Below are 16154 nucleotides of genomic sequence, written 5' to 3' on the forward strand. Positions count from 1 at the left end.
TGGCATTGAGATCCATCACATTCGGCAAGACGGGACTTGAGGTTTCCCGGTTGGCCTTCGGTACCTGGGAGTTCAGCAGCGACTGGGGCCACGCCGACGAGGACGCCGCGATCACCATGATCCGCCGCGCCCGCGACCTGGGGATCAACTTCTTCGATACCGCCCAGCAGTATGGGTTCGGGGAATCCGAGCGCATCCTCGGTAAAGCCCTTCGCCCCGAATTCACGCGGGCCCGGGACGAGTTGGTGATCGCCACCAAAGGTGGGTTGCGCAAAACCGACACGGGACTGGTCCGCGATGCCAGCCCCGCGTACCTGCGAAGCGGTGTTGAGTCCAGCCTTCGCGCGCTGGGCGTCGACTACATCGACATCTACCTGGTGCACTGGCCCGATCCCACGACTCCACCGGAGGTGACCGGCGAGGCGCTCGCAGAACTGGTGTCGGAGGGCAAGATTCGGCACGTGGGCGTGTCGAACTACGACACCGCCCAAATCGAAGCGCTCTCGGCCACGCTTGCGGTGGAAACCGTGCAGCCGCCCTACCACCTGTTCCGCCGTGACATCGAGGGTGACCTGCTGCCCTATTGCCACGCCAACGACATTGGGGTGATGGTGTACGGACCGTTGGCGCACGGTTTGCTCACGGGAACGATGAAGGCCGACACCCGCCTTGCCGCCGCGGACTGGCGCAGCAAGAGTCCGATCTTCAACGGCGAGGACTATCTGCGCAATCTGAAAGTCGTTGCGGATCTAGGGCATTTGGCCATCGATCTCGGTGTCACGATGAGCCAGTTGGCCATCGCGTGGACTCTTGCGCAACCCGGCGTGCACGCCGCCATCATGGGGGCTCAGCACGTCACCTACCTCCAGGACAGTGCCGGCGCGGCTGACGTCACGCTGTCCGAGGCAGACCTTGCCGCGATCGGGGACATCATGAAGTCGGCGACTCCGGTCGGCGGCCCGGCCCCGGAAATGCACGAGAAAAAGGCGAGCTGACCGGGGGAGGGTTCAGCCTTTCAGCAGCTCACCGACGTGCGCGGTGACCGAATCGGCCAGTGCTTGCAGGTCATAACCGCCTTCGAGCACCGCGACCAACCGGCCGTCGCAGAGCTTCTCCGCCGAGTTCATCAATTCCCTGGTGACCCAGGCGAAGTCGTCGGCCGTCATGCGCAGTGAGCCGAGCGGATCGCGCTCGTGGGCGTCGAAGCCGGCGGACACGATGATCAATTCGGGCGAAAAAGCTTGCAGCGCGGGCAATATCCGGTCCCGAAAGGCAGCTCGCAGCTCGGCGCCACCGTCTCCGGGCGCCAGCGGCGAGTTGAAGATGTTGCCGACTCCGGTTTCTCGCGCCGCACCGGTGCCGGGAAACAGCGGCATCTGGTGCGTGGACGCATAGAGCACGCTCGGGTCGGAGTAGAAGATCTGTTGCGTGCCGTTGCCGTGATGGACGTCGAAATCGACGATGGCGACCCGCATCAGCCCGTGTTTGCGCTGCGCGTGCCGCGCGCCGATGCCGATGTTGTTGAACAAGCAGAAACCCATGGCGCGCTCGGTTTCGGCGTGATGGCCCGGCGGTCGGCACGCGATGAATGCGTTTTGCACGTCGCCGGCCACCACCCGGTCCACGGCCCGCAGCGTGGCACCCACCCCGCGCAACGCCGTCTCCCACGTCGAGGGCTCCATCATCGTGTCGCCACCGTCGAGATACACGTAGCCGTGCTCGGGACGCGCCGCCTCCAGCGCGTCCACATACCGATTGGAGTGCACGTAGCGCGTGGCCGCCGGCTCGGCCGGCTCGGCCGTCTCGCGCACCAGCGCGTCGAACTGGGGCTGACTCAGCGCCGCTGCCACCGCGCGGTAGCGATCCGGCCGCTCCGGATGCCCGGGGGCGGTCCGGTGGGCGGCGAAGGCCGAATGGTGCAGCAGCAACGTGGCCATCGGGGGTCCCGGCGGGGCCTACTGCACGGTCCGGTTCCGCAGCCTGTCCACCAGACCGCGCACCGCGTGCTCGGTGATCGCCAGGGGAGACATCATGGTCTCGCCCACCTTCACCAACTCGTCGATCCGCGCGACGATGGCTTCCACCGGCTCGACCAGCACGATCAACCGCTTGGCCAGATCGTCCAGGCTGGCCATGGTGCCGTCCAGGTGGTCCAGGCCGGTTTCCAGGCGTTCCACGGTGGCATTCAGGGCTGACAGGGAACTGTTGAGCTCTTTCATGGTGTTGCTCAAACCGTCGAGGACGTCTTCGACCTGCTCCACCGTCTTGTCGGCGTTCAACGCGGCCTGGGTGAGCGTCTTGATCCGGCTTCGCTCTTGGCCCCCGCGTACGGTTCTGTCTGCCATGAACGCCATTATGACCCCCTGCGTCAGGCCGGTGTGGCGGCCGTCACCGAACCCAGTTTGATAGGATACCTATCTAATTCTGCGGTTGAGGCCGCTTGCCATGCACGGCATTCAGGAGGATGACGATGACGAAAACCCGTGGGGCGTCTGGCTTTCTACGCCAGCCGAGATCGGTGTGGGCGGTCGCCTTCGCGTGTGTGATCTCGTTCATGGGTATCGGTCTTGTCGATCCGATCCTGCCGACCATGGCCAGGCAGCTGCGTGCGACACCGGCGCAGATGTCGTTGTTGTTCACCAGCTTTCTGTTGGTCACCGCGGTGGCGATGCTCGTCACCGGCTGGGTTTCGTCCCGTATTGGCGCCAAGAGGACGCTTGTCGTCGGGTTGGTCATCATCGCCGTGTTCAGCGCTCTTGCGGGGACCGCCGGCGGGGTGAACGGGATCATCGGCTTTCGCGCCGGGTGGGGTCTGGGCAACGCTTTGTTTATCGCGACCTCGCTTGCGGTCATCGTCGGCGCGGCCAGCGGGGGCTTCGCGGGCGCGATCATGCTCTACGAGGCCGCGCTCGGTGTGGGCATCGCGATGGGGCCGATGGTCGGGGCCCTACTCGGCGGAATCAGCTGGCGTGGACCATTTTTCGGTGTAGCCGCGCTCATGGGAGTCGCTTTGATCTGCGTGATCACGCTCGTCGCACCGACTTCGCGCCCGGCCGAGCGAGCCCGGATCGCAGATCCGATCAAGGCCCTGCGCAATCGTGGCCTGTTGACCGTCGCCGTCACCGCCCTGCTGTACAACTCGGGCTTCTTCATCGTCATGGGCTATTCGCCATATCCGATGAAGATCGGCGTGCACGAACTCGGGCTGGTGTTCTTCGGCTGGGGCCTGCTGGTTGCGGTCTTTGCCGTCTTCTGCGCGCCGTGGGCGCAGCGGCGCATCGGTACCGCCGCCGCGCTGTATCTGACGCTGTTCCTCATGTCGCTGGACATAGCCGCGATCGGATTCTGGATCGACCGGCCGCCCGTGATCATCGCCTGCGTGATCGTCAGCGGTGCGTTTATCGGGATGAACAACACACTGGTGACCGGCACCGTGATGCAGGTGTCGCCAGTGCCCAGGCCGACAGCCTCCGCCGCTTATAGCTTCGTGCGGTTCATCGGCGCCGGCCTCGCGCCGTGGGTGGGCGGGATTGTGGCCGCTCACTACGGTCAGTCCGCGCTGTTTTACCTCGCGGGGGTTGCAGTGTTCCTCGGCGTGCTGGTACTCGCCACCGCGCACGCCCTCGTGGTCAGGGCTCACGTGCCGACCGGACACGAGTTGGAGGAGGCCGCCGAGGAACTCGTCGAGTCGGCCGAGGGCAACGTCCTGCACGGACATCTTCGTCGCGTCGACGGCGCGCCGCTCGCCGGCGCGGCACTGACGTTGATCGACAACGCCGGTCGCCAAGTCGCTCGAGGGCGGTCGAGCGCCGACGGCTATTACCATCTCGTAGGTCCGGTCGACGGCAGCTACACGCTTGTTATCACCGCGACTGGCGATGAGCCGCAAGCCTTTCCGGTCGTGTTGGATCGAGCACCGACAGAACTGGGGCTGCAGCTGGACGGTACGGACGCGTTAGACGGCGGACTTACCAACGCGACGGGATATCCGGTGACGCGGTGACCGGCCTGGCTGAACCCGATGTCCAGTGCCAGCGGTCGTGTCAGGCCACGCCGGACGGATCCGACGGCAGCCTGGACGCGGCGTCCTCGTCGAGCAGCCAGAGCGTGGTGTCCAGCCCGACCGCCCCGGCGGCCGGCACCGCAACCGGTGCGGCACCGCCGATGGCCGCGGCGGCCGCGTCGGCCTTGCCGGCGCCCGACACCATCAGCCAGACTTCGCGGGAACGCGCAATGGCGGGCAGTGTCAAGGTGATTCGTTGCGGCGGTGGCTTGGGGGAGTCGTCGACCGACACCACCATGCGGGTGGTTTCGAGCACGGCCGGGGTGTCCGGGAACAGCGAGTTGATGTGGCCCTCCGGCCCCATGCCCAGCAGGTGCACATCGAAATTCGGCACCGGCTGGCCGGGCGCGGCGTTGGCCGCCAGCAGCTGCTCGTAGGCCAGCGCCGCCGCCGCGAGATCGCCGCCGAATTCGCCGTCGCTGGCCGGCATCGGGTGTACCTGACTGGACGGAATGTCGACGTGATCGAGCAACACCGCCCGGGCCTGCTTGTCGTTGCGCTCGTCATCGTCTTCGGGGACGTAGCGTTCGTCGCCCCAGAACAGATGCACCTTGGGCCACTCGATCGGTCGTCCCGCGAGCGACCGCAACAGCCCGATACCGCTGCCGCCGCCGGTCAGGACGACCAGCGCGCGCCCCCGGGCCGCGACGGCGTTCGCGATGGTGTCGGTCAGGCGCGTGGCGGCGGCCGCGACCACGGCCTGACTGTCGGGGAAGATTTCGATGCTGGTATTCACACGTATTGCACTTTCTCAATGCCTTCGAGCGCGGTTTGGTAGATCTCGTCGGGATCCAGGCGGCGCAGGTCTTCGGCGAGGCACTCGCCGGTTTCCCTGCGCGCCAAGGGAAGTAGCGCGTCGGGCCGGGTCGTCCGGCTCAGCGTGGCCGTCCTGCCTTCCTGTGGGCGGCTCAACACGATGGTTTCGCTGCTGCGCGTCATTTCGATCTTGAGCTCGCCGACCGCCCGGCGCACCGGGCCGTCGATCCGGCTGGCCAGCCACCCCGCCAGGATGTCGAGCGCCGGTTCGGTTGACAAACCGGACACCAGCGCCGACTCGACCGGTTCGTGCGGCGTCAGGTCGACGGCCGAGGTGAGCAGCGCCCGCCAATAGGTGATGCGCGCCCAGGCCAGGTCAGTGTCACCGGCGGTGTATCCGGGCAGCCGGCTCTTGATCGCCGCCAGCGGGTCGACCCCGTTGGTCGCGTCGGTGATGCGTCGAATTGCCAACCGGCCCAACGGATCCTGCGCGGGAACCGCCGGTGCGACGTCGGGCCACCAGGCCACCACCGGGATGTCGGGGAGCAGGAAGGGGGTGACGACGCTGGCCGCGTGGCCGGACAGCGGCCCGGACAGCCGCAGCACCACGACCTCGCCGGCGCCGGTGTCGCCGCCGGCGCGCAGCTGCGCGTCCAACCGGGGCTTGTCCGCGTACGGATCGCCCCTCATCGTGACGATGATCCGGCTGGGGTGTTCGTGGCTGGCGTCGTTGGCCGCTCGCAGTGACTCTTCGAAGATCTCGTCGCTGTCCGGCGCGATGATCAGCGTCAAGACCCGGCCCATCGCGACGGCGCCGACCCTTTCCCGCAGTTCGTCGAGTTTCTTATTGACCGCGGTGGTGGTGGCGTCCGGCATGTCAATGATCATCAAGGCCTCCGCCGTTCATCATGGCCGCCGCCATTCCCGGCCCGTGCGATGCACCATCTCGAACGCGGAGTCAGGACCCCAGGTGCCCGCCTCGTACGGCTCGGGCTTGCCGCCCGCCGCCCAGTTATCGAGCACGGGATCGAGTATCTGCCAAGCCAATTCGACTTCTTCATTAACCGGAAACAGCGACGGCTCGCCCAGCAACACGTCGAGGATCAGCTGTTCGTAGGCCTCCGGCGATTCCTCGGCGAACGCCGAGCCGTAGGAGAAGTCCATGTTGACGTCGCGGACCTCCATCGCGGTGCCCGGCACCTTGGAGCCGAACCGCAGCGTGACGCCTTCGTCGGGCTGCACCCGGATCACCATGGCGTTGGTGCCCAGCTCGTCGGTCATGGTCGCGTCGAACGGCAGGTGTGGCGCGCGCTTGAAGACCAGGGCGATCTCGGTCACCCTGCGGCCCAACCGTTTTCCGGTTCGCAGATAGAAGGGCACGCCCGCCCAGCGGCGGGTGTCCACCTCGAGCGTGATGGCGGCGAACGTCTCGGTGGTCGAGTCCTTGGCGAACCCTTCCTCGTCGAGCAGCCCCACGACCTTCTCGCCGCCCTGCCAACCCGCGGTGTACTGGCCGCGGCTGGTGGTCTCGTCGAGCGGCTCGGCGAGCTGGGTGGCCGAGAGCACCTTGATCTTCTCGGCCTGCAGTGCCGACGGGCTGAAGCTGACCGGCTCTTCCATCGCGGTCAGGGCCAGCAGCTGCATCAGATGGTTCTGGATGACGTCGCGCGCGGCGCCGATGCCGTCGTAGTAGCCCGCGCGGCCGCCCAACCCGATGTCCTCGGCCATGGTGATCTGCACGTGGTCGACGTAGTGCGCGTTCCAGATCGGGTCGAACAACTGATTGGCGAACCGCAGCGCCAGGATGTTGCGGACCGTCTCCTTGCCCAGGTAATGGTCGATCCGGAAAACCGACTCTTCGGGGATGACGGCGTTGACCGCCTTGTTCAGCGCCTGCGCGCTCTCCAGATCGTGGCCGAAGGGCTTCTCGATGACCACGCGGCTCCACCGCTCGCCCTGCGGGCGAGCCAGGCCGGACCTGTGCAGCTGGTCGCACACGACCGGGAAGGACTTGGGAGGGATGGCCAGGTAGAAGGCGTGGTTACCGCCGGTACCCCGCTCGGCGTCCAGCTTGTCCAGGGTCTCGGCGAGCCGGCCGAACGCCTCGTCGTCGTCGAAAGCGCCTGGCACGAAACGGAATCCCTCGGCCAGCCGGTCCCAGTTTTCCTGCCGGAACGGCGTGCGGCAGTGTTCCTGGACGGCCTGGTGGACCACCTGACCGAAATCCTGCGTGCTCCATTCCCGGCGGGCGAAGCCCACCAGCGAGAAGCTGGGCGGCAGTAACCCGCGATTGGCCAGGTCGTAAATGGCGGGCATGACCTTCTTGCGCGCCAAGTCGCCGGTGACACCGAAAATGACCATCCCGCACGGCCCGGCGATGCGCGGGAGCCGCTTGTCGCGCTTGTCCCGTAACGGGTTTTGCCATTGTTGCGCGGTGCGGGCTGGGCTCATTTCGAGGCGGAGTCCAGCTGCTTCTGCGTCTCCTGCGCCAGCTCAGTCCAGGATGCCACGAACTTCTCCACGCCCTCGTTCTCCAGCACCACGAAGACGTCGGCCAGGTCGATCCCGGCCGCGGTCAGCTTGTCGAACACCTGCTGGGCGTCCGCACCGGTGCCGGTGACCGTGTCGCCCTTGATCACGCCGTGATCGGCAACCGCGTCAATTGTCTTCTCCGGCATGGTGTTCACCGTATTGGGCGCCACCAGTTCGGTGACATAGAGGGTGTCGGAGTAGTCGGGGTTCTTGACCCCGGTCGACGCCCACAGCGGACGCTGCACGCGGGCACCGTCGCCCTTGAGCGCCCGATAGCGGTCGCCTTCGAAGACCTCCTGGTAGGCCGCGTAGGCCAAGCGGGCGTTGGCCACCCCGGCCTGGCCGCGCAACGCGAGCGCGTCCTCGCCGCCGATCTTTTCCAGCCGCTTGTCGACCTCGGTGTCCACCCGGGACACGAAAAACGAGGCAACCGAATGGATCTTGGACAGGTCATGTCCTGCTTCGCGGGCCTTCTCCATGCCCGCCAGGTAGGCGTCCATCACCTCGCGGTGCCGCTCGACCGAGAAGATGAGGGTCACGTTGACCGAAATCCCTTCAGCCAGAACGGCGGTGATGGCCGGAATCCCGGCCTTGGTCGCCGGGATCTTGATGTACGCGTTCGGCCGGTCGACGATCTTCCACAGCTCGACGGCCTGCGCGATGGTCTTATGGGTGTCGCCCGCCAGCCGCGGGTCGACCTCGATGGACACCCGGCCGTCGACGCCGTCGGAGGCTTCCCACTGGGGCCTGAGCACGTCGCAGCCGTTGCGCACGTCGTCGGTGGTGATGGTGCGGATGGTGGCGTCGACGTCGGCGCCGCGCTCGGCGAGCTCGGCGATCTGGCCGTCGTAGGAGTCGCCCTCGGCGAACGCCTTCTGGAAGATCGACGGATTGGTGGTCACGCCGACCACACTCTTGGTGTCGATGAGCTCTTGCAGGTTCCCCGACTGCAGCCGCTCCCGCGACAGGTCATCCAGCCACACGGAAACGCCCGCGGCGCTCAGCGCCGCGAGATTAGGGTTCTGAGCGGTCATGTGAATTACCCCTTCCTCAGTTGTCCACGACTTGTTCCGCGGCGGCAGCGACGGCTTCGGCGGTGAAGCCGAATTCGCGGAATAAGGTCTTGTAATCGGCGGATTCGCCGTAGTGCTCGATCGAAACGATCTTCCCGGTGTCACCGACCAGCTTGTGCCAGCTCTGCGCGACGCCGGCCTCGACGGCCACCCTGGCCGACACGGACGGGGGGAGCACGCTGTCACGGTAGTCGTCGGGCTGGGACTCGAACCATTCGACGCACGGCATGGAAACCACCCGCGCCACGATATCCTTGTCCGCCAACAACTTCTGCGCCCCCACCGCGAGCTGGACCTCGGAGCCGGTGGCGATCAGGACGACGTCGGGATCCTGGGCGGCCTTTTCACCGTCCGAGCCCAGGACGTAACCACCCCGGGCGACACCGTCGGCGCTGGTGCCCTCGAGCACCGGCACGCCCTGCCGGGTCAGGATCAACCCCACCGGCCCGCTGCCGTTGCCGCGGGCCAGGATCGTGCGCCAGGCGTGGGCGGTCTCGTTCGCGTCGGCCGGGCGCACCACCGACAGGCGGGGGATGGCGCGCAACGCCGCGAGGTGCTCGATCGGCTGGTGGGTCGGGCCGTCCTCGCCGAGCCCGATCGAATCGTGCGTCCACACGTAGATGGTGTCGATGTCCATCAGCGACGCCAGTCGCACCGCCGGGCGCATGTAGTCGGAGAACGTCAGGAACGTGCCGCCGTAGGCCCGGGTCGGTCCGTGCAGCACGATGCCGGACAGGATGGCGCCCATCGCATGCTCGCGAATGCCGAAATGCAGCGTGCGCCCGTACCAGTGCGCGGTGTAGTCCTTGGTCGAAATCGGCGGCGGGCCAAAGGAATCCGCGCCCTTCATGGTGGTGTTGTTGCTGCCCGCCAGGTCGGCCGAACCGCCCCACAGCTCGGGCAGCTTCGGCCCGACCGCCGACAGCACCTCACCGGAGGCGGCGCGGGTGGCCAGCGCCTTGGAACCCGGTTCCCACTCCGGGATGTCGGCGTCCCAGCCGTCGGGCAGTTCCTTGGCGGTCAATCGGTCCAGCAGCGCCTTGCGGCCGGGCTCGCGCTGCACCCAGGCGTCGAAATCCGGTTGCCACTTCTCGTGCGCTTCCCTGCCCCGCTCCACCAGTTTGCGGGTGTGGGCGATCACGTCGTTGCGCACCTCGAAGTTCTTGTCCGGGTCGAAGCCGAGGATCTTCTTGACGTCCGCGACCTCCTCGTCGCCCAGCGCCGCGCCGTGCGCCTTGCCGGTGTTCATCAGGTTCGGCGCGGGATAGCCGATGATGGTGCGCAGCTCGATGAACGACGGCCGGTCGGTGACGGCCTTGGCGCTGGCGATGGCCTCCTCGATGGCGACGACGTTCTCGCCGCCCTCGACCTTCTGCACGTGCCAGCCGTAGGCCTCGTAGCGCGCGGCGGTGTCCTCGCACAGCGCGATGTTGGTGTCGTCCTCGATCGAAATCTGGTTGTGGTCGTAGAAAACGATGAGGTTGCCCAGTTCCTGGACGGCGGCCAGCGACGAGGCTTCCGAGGTGACGCCCTCTTCGATGTCGCCGTCGGAGGCGATCACGTAGATGAAGTGGTCGAACGGGCTGGTACCCGGGGCGGCGTCGGGGTCGAACAGGCCGCGTTCGTAGCGGGCGGCCATCGCCATGCCCACCGCGGATGCCAGGCCCTGCCCGAGCGGGCCGGTGGTGATCTCGACGCCCTTGGTGTGCCGGAACTCGGGGTGCCCGGGAGTCTTGGATCCCCAGGTGCGCAGCGACTCGATGTCGGAGAGCTCCAGGCCGAAACCGCCCAGATACAGCTGGAGGTACAGCGTCAGGCTGCTGTGCCCGCACGACAGCACGAACCGGTCGCGGCCCAGCCAGTGGGTGTCGCTGGGGTCGTGGCGCATCGCCCGCTGGAACAGGGTGTAAGCCAGGGGAGCCAGGCTCATCGCCGTCCCGGGGTGGCCGTTGCCGACCTTTTGCACCGCGTCGGCCGCCAGCACCCGAACGGTGTCGACGGCGGCCGAGTCGAGCTCGGACCAGTCGTCGGGAAGGTGCGGTTGGGTCAGCGTGGAGATCTCTTCGAGTGTCGTCACAGACTCAGTCCTTGGGTCATCGAGCTGATCAATCCCACCCTAGTGCGGGAGGGCCGGCTCTTGCAGAGCAGGATTTCGGGTACCCGCGGCCGGCAGGTGTGAAAATTACGCGCCCGTCGGAAGCCCTTGACATTCAGTTCGAAAATCTGGGAAAAGTCTGCGGGAATGGACCCGCGGGCGGGGCTCGGCCCCTACTCGGTCTACCATCGTGCGTAGTAGATGCTGCGCGCCGCTGCGACCCCAAGGAGTTATTGCGTGAGCGTTCGCGGGCGCGTCGCGCCGACCCAAGTGCCAAGCCGGGTGCGAGGCACGGTGCTGGCGTATCTGGCGCTGACCAAGCCGCGGGTCGTTGAGCTGCTGCTGGTGACCGCGATTCCGGCGATGCTGCTCGCCCAGCGTGGCACGGTGAACCCGCTGCTGGTCGTCAACACGCTAATCGGTGGAATGATGGCCGCCGGGGGCGCCAACACGCTGAACTGTGTGGTCGACGCGGACATCGACAAGGTGATGAAGCGCACCGCGCGCCGGCCGCTCGCGCGGGCGGCTGTGCCCACGCGCAACGCCCTGGTGTTCGGGCTGGTGCTGACCGTCGGGTCGTTCTTCTGGCTGTGGTGGACGACGAACCTGTTGTCGGGGCTGCTGGGCCTGGCGACGATCGGGTTCTACGTCGGCGTCTACACGCTGCTGCTCAAGCGCCGCACCTCGCAGAACGTCGTGTGGGGCGGCGCGGCCGGCTGCATGCCGGTGATGATCGGCTGGTCGGCCGTCACCGGCACCATCGGCTGGCCGGCCCTGGTGATGTTCGCCATCATTTTCTTCTGGACCCCACCGCACACCTGGGCGCTCGCGATGCGCTACAAGGACGACTACGAAGCGGCGGGCGTCCCGATGCTGCCGGTCGTCGCGACCGAGCGCCAGGTGACCAAACACATCGTGATCTACACCTGGCTGATGGTGCTGGCCACGCTGGCGCTGGCGCTGGCGACCGGCTGGCTGTACGCGGCGGTCGCCCTGGTGGCCGGGGTGTGGTTCCTGGCGATGGCCCACCAGCTGTACGCGAGGGTGCGCGCGGGCGAGCCGGTCAAGCCACTGCGGCTGTTCCTGCAATCGAACAACTACCTGGCGGTGGTGTTCTGCGCGTTGGCGATCGATTCGGCCATCGCGCTGCCGCACCTGTTCTAGCCGTCGCGGCGCCGACGCTCGGCACTGGACTCAGGGGAGCAGCACGATCGATCCGACGGTCTTGCGGCCCTGCAGATCCCGGTGGGCGCGGGCCGCGTCGGCCAGCGGATAGCGCCCACCGACTTCGACGGTGATGTCGCCGCCGGCGATCGCCGCGAACAATTCCTCTGCCCGCCAGCTGAATTCCTGCCCGGTGCGGACGAAATGCGCCAGCGACGGCCGGGTCAAAAACACCGAGCCGGCGGCGTTGAGGCGCTGCGGATCGAACGGCGGAACGGGCCCGCTGGCCGCGCCGAACAGCGCGAGCGTGCCCCGCACGGCCAGGCTGGCCAGGCTGGCGTCGAAGGTGGTCGCGCCCACGCCGTCGTACACCGCGGCCACCCCGGCGCCGTCGGTCAACGAGCGAATCCGCTCGCCGAACTCGTCGGCGCCATCGGGGTAGGAGAGCACCTCGTCGGCGCCGGCCTTCGCCGACATCCGCGCCTTCTCCGGGGTCGAGACCGTCGTGATCACCCGCGCGCCGAGCAGGTGCGCCCACTGCGTCAAGATCAGGCCGACACCGCCCGCACCGGCGTGCACCAGCACCGTGTCGCCCGCCTGCACCGGATACACCGACATCAGCAGGTAGTGGGCGGTCAGGCCCTTCAGCAGCGCTGAGGCCGCCACGTCGGCGGTCACACCGTCGGGCACTGCTGCGGTCAAAACTGCTGGGGCCGTAGCGAATTCAGCATAGCCTCCGGAAACCGCGGCGCTGACCACCCGGTCGCCGACGCTGAACCCGTCGGCGCCCTCACCCGTGGCGGCGACGGTGCCGCACAACTCGGAGCCCAGGATGAAAGGCAACTGGCGCGGATACTGCCCCGAGCGGAAATACGTGTCGATGTAATTGACGCCGATGGCCTCGGCCTTGATCAACACCTCGCCCGGCCCGGGCGCGGGCATGGGCGTATCGACGTAGCGCAGCACCTCGGGGCCGCCGGTTTCGCTGACTTCGATTGCGTGCATGTGCTTATCATGCCCGGGCATGAAGCTCGCTCGCCCAAACGTCTTCCATCCCCGCATCGTGCTGGCGGGGTCCGGCGTCGACCCCGACGACGCCGCGCTGGTGCCCGCGCTGCGCCGGCGCGGCCTGCACGCGCGCTGGCTGTCCTGGGACGATCCGGAGACCACCCGGGCGGACCTGGTGATCCTGCGGTCCGCGGCGGACGGCCCGGACCGGCGTGATGAATTCCTGGCCTGGACCCGGCGCGTGCGCCACCTGCTCAACCCGCCCGACGCGGTCGCCTGGAATTTCGATGCGCGGTATCTGCGCGACCTCGAGAGCGACGGGATCCCGACGCTGCCCGCCGGGGCGGCACAGGCGGCGTTGATCTTTCTGGGCGGGGAGCAATCGCACGCCTGGCCTTGCGAGCCGGAGTTCGAGTCCTGGGATCTCGGTCACGCCGCGCTCGAGGCGGCCGCCGGCCGCGCCGGAATCGGCGTGCCCGAGCTGCTGTACGCGCGTGCCGACGTGGCCGGAGATCGGCTGGTGAAGCTGAATCTCGTTGCGCCGCCGCTGGGTTGGCGCCACTTGGACGTCGACACCCGCGAGCTCGCCCAGCGCCGGTTTGCCGTGGCGGTCGAGTCAGCCTGCGAGCGGCTCGGGCTCGGCCCGTTCCCGCGACCGTTCCCGCATGGAAGCCCATAGCGCCGCGGTGGCCGCGGTGCATGCGGCCGCACCCGCCACGTGCAGGGCGACCAGTGCGGCGGGAACCCCGGTGTAGTACTGGGCGGTGCCGACGGCGGCCTGCGCGCACAGCAGGACGAGCAGCACCCCGAGCCGCAGCAACACCGGCCGGGTGGCGTGCACGGCCAGCAGCCCGAAGCCCAGCCCCACGACCAGCGCCAGGTAGGCGACCAGCAGCGAGGAGTGCATATGCACCAGGGTGGCGACTTCGACCTCGAGTCGTGGCACCGTGCGGGTGGCGCTGCGGTCGCCCGCGTGCGGGCCCGCGGCCGTCACCAGCGTGCCGGTGACCAGCACCGCGGCCAGGTTCACGCCGGAGAGGACGGTCAGCGCGCGCAGCGGCTTGGGGATCAGCACGCGCACCACACCGTCGTCGGGCTCGCCGATCTTGACGTAGAGCAGCACCGCGAGCCACACCATCGTCATCGACGTCAGCAAGTGGATGGCCACCGTCCACCACAGCAAACCGGTGCGCACGGTGATCCCGCCGATGACCGCCTGCACGACGGTCGACACCGGCATCAGCCAGGCATAGACCAGCACCTCGGGGCGTCGCCGGGCCCGGGTCACCGCGAGCACGGCCAGCGCGGCGGCAATGACCACCGCGAAGGTGACCATCCGGTTGCCGAACTCGACGGCCTGGTGGATGCGGGGCACCTCGGGGTGGGCCACCGGAACGAAGCTGCCCGGAAAGCACTGCGGCCAGGTGGGGCAGCCGAGCCCCGAAGCGGTGACGCGGACGATCGCGCCGGTGATGGCGATGCCGCCCTGGGTCAGAATGACGGCCACAGCGATCAGGCGCTGGACGCCCAGACTGGGATTGGGGAGCAGGTCCACCAGTCGCAACAGCATTCGTCCAAGCACGGCCCGATCCTAAGGCACCGAAAACTACATGCTGTAGTACGCCCCGGCGTTGCCGAGCCGTCAGCCACGCGCCCCCGCGTCGGCGTGTCGTGTACGCAGGTGCTGCGTCGCGACGCGGCCGACCGTCAGGTGAACCGGAACCAGCGCAGTGCGCTCAGCGCACCCAGCGTGCCCCACCCCGCCAGTACGATCACGCCGAACCAGTCCACCGACATGGTCATCGCCTGCGACAGCGCCTCGGTGAGCGCGCCCGACGGGGTCAGCCGGGCCGCCCATTTGACCGCCGTGGGGATTATCCCGGTTTCCACGGTCAGCGCGCCCAGGCCGGCGAAGACGAACCACATCAGGTTGGCGACCGCGAGCACGATCTCGGCCCGCAGCGTCCCGCCGAGCAGCAGGCCGAGGGCCGCAAAGGCCACGGTGCCCAGCGCGATAACCGCCGCGCCCAAGGCTAGCGCGTCGAGGGCGGGTCGCCAACCGAGCGCAAAACCGATGGCGCCCAACAGGATTGCTTGCAGAAACACCACCGTGACGACGGCCAGGGACTTGCCGGCGATGATGCCCCACACCGGAAGGGGGGTTGCCCCGAGCCGCTTGAGCGCACCGTACCGCCGATCGAAGGCGACCGCGATCGCCTGCCCGGTGAACGCGGTCGAGATCAACGCCAGCGCCATGATGACCGGGGTGAAGGTGGCCGCGCGGTGCTGGCCGAACGAGCCGAGCGGCAGCAGCGTGAGCCCGACCAGCAGCGTGATCGGGATGAACATGGTCAGCAGCAGCTGTTCGCCGTTGCGCAGCAGCAGCTTGAGCTCCAGGCCGAACTGCGCGGCAAGCATTTTCGGCACCGCGCTGGGACGCGGGTCCGGGGCGAAGGTGCCCGCGGGGAATCGATTCGAGCGAGTTTCGTTCTGCGTCAAGGCCGCAACTTCCTGCCGGTGAGATCGAGGAACACGTCCTCGAGGCTGCGTTGCTCGACGCGCATATCGGTGGCCAGCACGTCGATCCGGGCACACCACGCCGTGACCGTCGCCAGCACCTGCGGGTCGATGGGGCCCTCGACCAGGTACTCGCCCGGCGTCACCTCGGTGGCCTTGTAGTCCTCGGGCAGCGCGGCGGAGAGCAGCGACAGGTCGAGCCGCGGCGGCGCGCTGAACCGCAGCTGGTCCTTGGCCCCGCTGCGCATCAGCTCGGTCGGCGTACCCGAGGCGACCGTGGCCCCATTGTCGATGATCACCAGCCGGTCGGCGAGCTCCTCGGCCTCCTTGAGCTGATGGGTGGTCAGCACCACCGTCACGCCGTCGCGGCGCAGCGCGTCGATCAGTTCCCACACCAGTAGCCGGGCGTGGGCGTCCATGCCCGCGGTGGGCTCGTCGAGAAACACCAGTTCGGGCCGCCCGACCAGCGCGCACGCCAACGCGAGCCGTTGCTGCTGCCCGCCGGAGAGCCGCCGGTAGGTGGTGCGGGCGGCGTCGGTGAGGCCCAACGTGTCCAGCAGCCACGCCGGGTCCAGCGGGTCGGCGGCGTAGGCCGCGACCAGGTTGAGCATTTCGCCGGCGCGGGCCGCGGGGTAGCCGCCGCCGCCCTGCAGCATCACCCCGATGCGCGCCCGCAGCCGGGTGTTGTCGGCGATCGGGTCCAGGCCGAGCACCTCGATCGTGCCGGCGTCCGGGCGCACGAAGCCCTCGCACATCTCGACCGTGGTGGTCTTTCCGGCGCCGTTGGGGCCGAGCAGGGCGAGCACTTCGGCGGCGTGCACTTCCAGGTCGAGATCGGAGACAGCCGTGGTGGATCCGTAGTGCTTGCTCACCCCGCGCAGTCGCACCACTATTTCAGGTGTTTCGAGAACGTCCGAGCTCACGTGCGCCGCTCCTCCTCATCGCT

General features: G+C 68.0%; 15 protein-coding genes and 1 pseudogene. 5 read left to right on the forward strand and 11 right to left on the reverse strand.

Going from position 1 to position 16154, the window contains the following annotated elements:
• The first annotated feature begins 5 nt into the window (after nt 1–5).
• Nucleotides 6–995, forward strand: coding sequence for an aldo/keto reductase (locus EPN51_RS16935; RefSeq protein ID WP_293044625.1), 990 nt, complete (start codon nt 6–8; stop codon nt 993–995).
• 12 nt (nt 996–1007) lie between these two features.
• Here the strand turns inward: EPN51_RS16935 and EPN51_RS16940 are convergent, their stop codons facing one another.
• On the reverse strand, nt 1008–1937 hold the full coding sequence (locus EPN51_RS16940) for a histone deacetylase family protein (RefSeq protein WP_293044627.1): 930 nt from the start codon (nt 1935–1937) through the stop codon (nt 1008–1010).
• A gap of 18 nt (nt 1938–1955) precedes the next feature.
• The gene (locus EPN51_RS16945; protein WP_293044629.1) at nt 1956–2354 is read right to left on the reverse strand and encodes an ATPase; all 399 of its coding nucleotides are present in this window, start codon (nt 2352–2354) and stop codon (nt 1956–1958) included.
• 110 nt (nt 2355–2464) lie between these two features.
• Between EPN51_RS16945 and EPN51_RS16950 the strand changes: the two are divergent.
• Together EPN51_RS16950 and EPN51_RS16955 are read left to right on the forward strand one after the other, a co-directional pair.
• A pseudogene (locus EPN51_RS16950) lies at nt 2465–3634 on the forward strand (MFS transporter); the annotation flags it as partial.
• A gap of 6 nt (nt 3635–3640) precedes the next feature.
• On the forward strand, nt 3641–4003 hold the full coding sequence (locus EPN51_RS16955) for a carboxypeptidase-like regulatory domain-containing protein (RefSeq protein WP_293044765.1): 363 nt from the start codon (nt 3641–3643) through the stop codon (nt 4001–4003).
• Between the two features lie 40 nt (nt 4004–4043).
• Here the strand turns inward: EPN51_RS16955 and pgl are convergent, their stop codons facing one another.
• The 5 genes from pgl to tkt are packed head-to-tail and all read right to left on the reverse strand — an operon-like array spanning nt 4044 to nt 10501.
• Nucleotides 4044–4799 (reverse strand): 6-phosphogluconolactonase, encoded by a 756-nt coding sequence (gene pgl / locus EPN51_RS16960; protein WP_293044631.1) that lies wholly within the window; start codon nt 4797–4799, stop codon nt 4044–4046.
• The gene (gene opcA, locus EPN51_RS16965; protein WP_293044633.1) at nt 4796–5707 is read right to left on the reverse strand and encodes a glucose-6-phosphate dehydrogenase assembly protein OpcA; all 912 of its coding nucleotides are present in this window, start codon (nt 5705–5707) and stop codon (nt 4796–4798) included. The genes pgl and opcA overlap by 4 nt, the downstream gene beginning before the upstream one ends.
• A gap of 18 nt (nt 5708–5725) precedes the next feature.
• Nucleotides 5726–7270: a glucose-6-phosphate dehydrogenase gene (gene zwf, locus EPN51_RS16970; protein ID WP_293044635.1), complete on the reverse strand. Its 1545-nt coding sequence runs from the start codon at nt 7268–7270 to the stop codon at nt 5726–5728.
• Complete coding sequence (gene tal, locus EPN51_RS16975; RefSeq protein WP_293044637.1) at nt 7267–8385, reverse strand: transaldolase; 1119 nt, start codon at nt 8383–8385, stop codon at nt 7267–7269. Before tal ends, zwf begins: the two co-directional genes overlap by 4 nt.
• 16 nt (nt 8386–8401) lie before the next feature.
• Nucleotides 8402–10501 (reverse strand): transketolase, encoded by a 2100-nt coding sequence (gene tkt / locus EPN51_RS16980; protein ID WP_293044639.1) that lies wholly within the window; start codon nt 10499–10501, stop codon nt 8402–8404.
• Between the two features lie 255 nt (nt 10502–10756).
• On the opposite strand from tkt, the gene EPN51_RS16985 reads away from it, so the two are divergent.
• On the forward strand, nt 10757–11683 hold the full coding sequence (locus tag EPN51_RS16985; protein WP_293044641.1) for a heme o synthase: 927 nt from the start codon (nt 10757–10759) through the stop codon (nt 11681–11683).
• 30 nt (nt 11684–11713) lie between these two features.
• Here the strand turns inward: EPN51_RS16985 and EPN51_RS16990 are convergent, their stop codons facing one another.
• Nucleotides 11714–12688, reverse strand: coding sequence for a quinone oxidoreductase (locus EPN51_RS16990; protein ID WP_293044643.1), 975 nt, complete (start codon nt 12686–12688; stop codon nt 11714–11716).
• Nucleotides 12689–12707: 19 nt separating this feature from the next.
• Here EPN51_RS16990 and EPN51_RS16995 point away from each other — a divergent pair, with 19 nt between their 5' ends.
• Complete coding sequence (locus EPN51_RS16995; RefSeq protein ID WP_293044645.1) at nt 12708–13370, forward strand: hypothetical protein; 663 nt, start codon at nt 12708–12710, stop codon at nt 13368–13370.
• Here the strand turns inward: EPN51_RS16995 and EPN51_RS17000 are convergent.
• The 3 genes from EPN51_RS17000 to EPN51_RS17010 form a co-directional block, all read right to left on the reverse strand.
• On the reverse strand, nt 13308–14261 hold the full coding sequence (locus EPN51_RS17000) for a heme A synthase (RefSeq protein WP_293044767.1): 954 nt from the start codon (nt 14259–14261) through the stop codon (nt 13308–13310). The two genes, EPN51_RS16995 and EPN51_RS17000, sit on opposite strands and share 63 nt — an antisense overlap.
• Before the next feature lie 137 nt (nt 14262–14398).
• Nucleotides 14399–15109 (reverse strand): ABC transporter permease, encoded by a 711-nt coding sequence (locus EPN51_RS17005; RefSeq protein ID WP_293044769.1) that lies wholly within the window; start codon nt 15107–15109, stop codon nt 14399–14401.
• A 77-nt stretch (nt 15110–15186) separates the two neighbouring features.
• Nucleotides 15187–16131, reverse strand: a complete 945-nt coding sequence (locus tag EPN51_RS17010; RefSeq protein WP_293044647.1) for an ABC transporter ATP-binding protein — start codon at nt 16129–16131, stop codon at nt 15187–15189.
• Nucleotides 16132–16154: the final 23 nt, after the last annotated feature.

This window comes from Mycobacterium sp. (genome assembly GCF_004298145.1).
Taxonomy (GTDB): Bacteria; Actinomycetota; Actinomycetes; order Mycobacteriales; family Mycobacteriaceae; genus Mycobacterium.

Bases quoted from the DNA above. Each gene is read 5' to 3' on its own strand.
- EPN51_RS17005 (WP_293044769.1), bottom strand. From the start codon at position 15,109: ATGCTTGCCGCGCAGTTCGGCCTGGAGCTCAAGCTGCTGCTGCGCAAC.
- EPN51_RS17000 (WP_293044767.1), bottom strand. From the start codon at position 14,261: ATGCTGTTGCGACTGGTGGACCTGCTCCCCAATCCCAGTCTGGGCGTC.
- zwf (WP_293044635.1), bottom strand. From the start codon at position 7,270: ATGAGCCCAGCCCGCACCGCGCAACAATGGCAAAACCCGTTACGGGAC.
- opcA (WP_293044633.1), bottom strand. From the start codon at position 5,707: ATGATCATTGACATGCCGGACGCCACCACCACCGCGGTCAATAAGAAA.
- EPN51_RS16940 (WP_293044627.1), bottom strand. From the start codon at position 1,937: ATGGCCACGTTGCTGCTGCACCATTCGGCCTTCGCCGCCCACCGGACC.
- EPN51_RS16990 (WP_293044643.1), bottom strand. From the start codon at position 12,688: ATGCACGCAATCGAAGTCAGCGAAACCGGCGGCCCCGAGGTGCTGCGC.
- EPN51_RS16945 (WP_293044629.1), bottom strand. From the start codon at position 2,354: ATGGCGTTCATGGCAGACAGAACCGTACGCGGGGGCCAAGAGCGAAGC.
- tal (WP_293044637.1), bottom strand. From the start codon at position 8,385: ATGACCGCTCAGAACCCTAATCTCGCGGCGCTGAGCGCCGCGGGCGTT.
- EPN51_RS16995 (WP_293044645.1), top strand. From the start codon at position 12,708: ATGAAGCTCGCTCGCCCAAACGTCTTCCATCCCCGCATCGTGCTGGCG.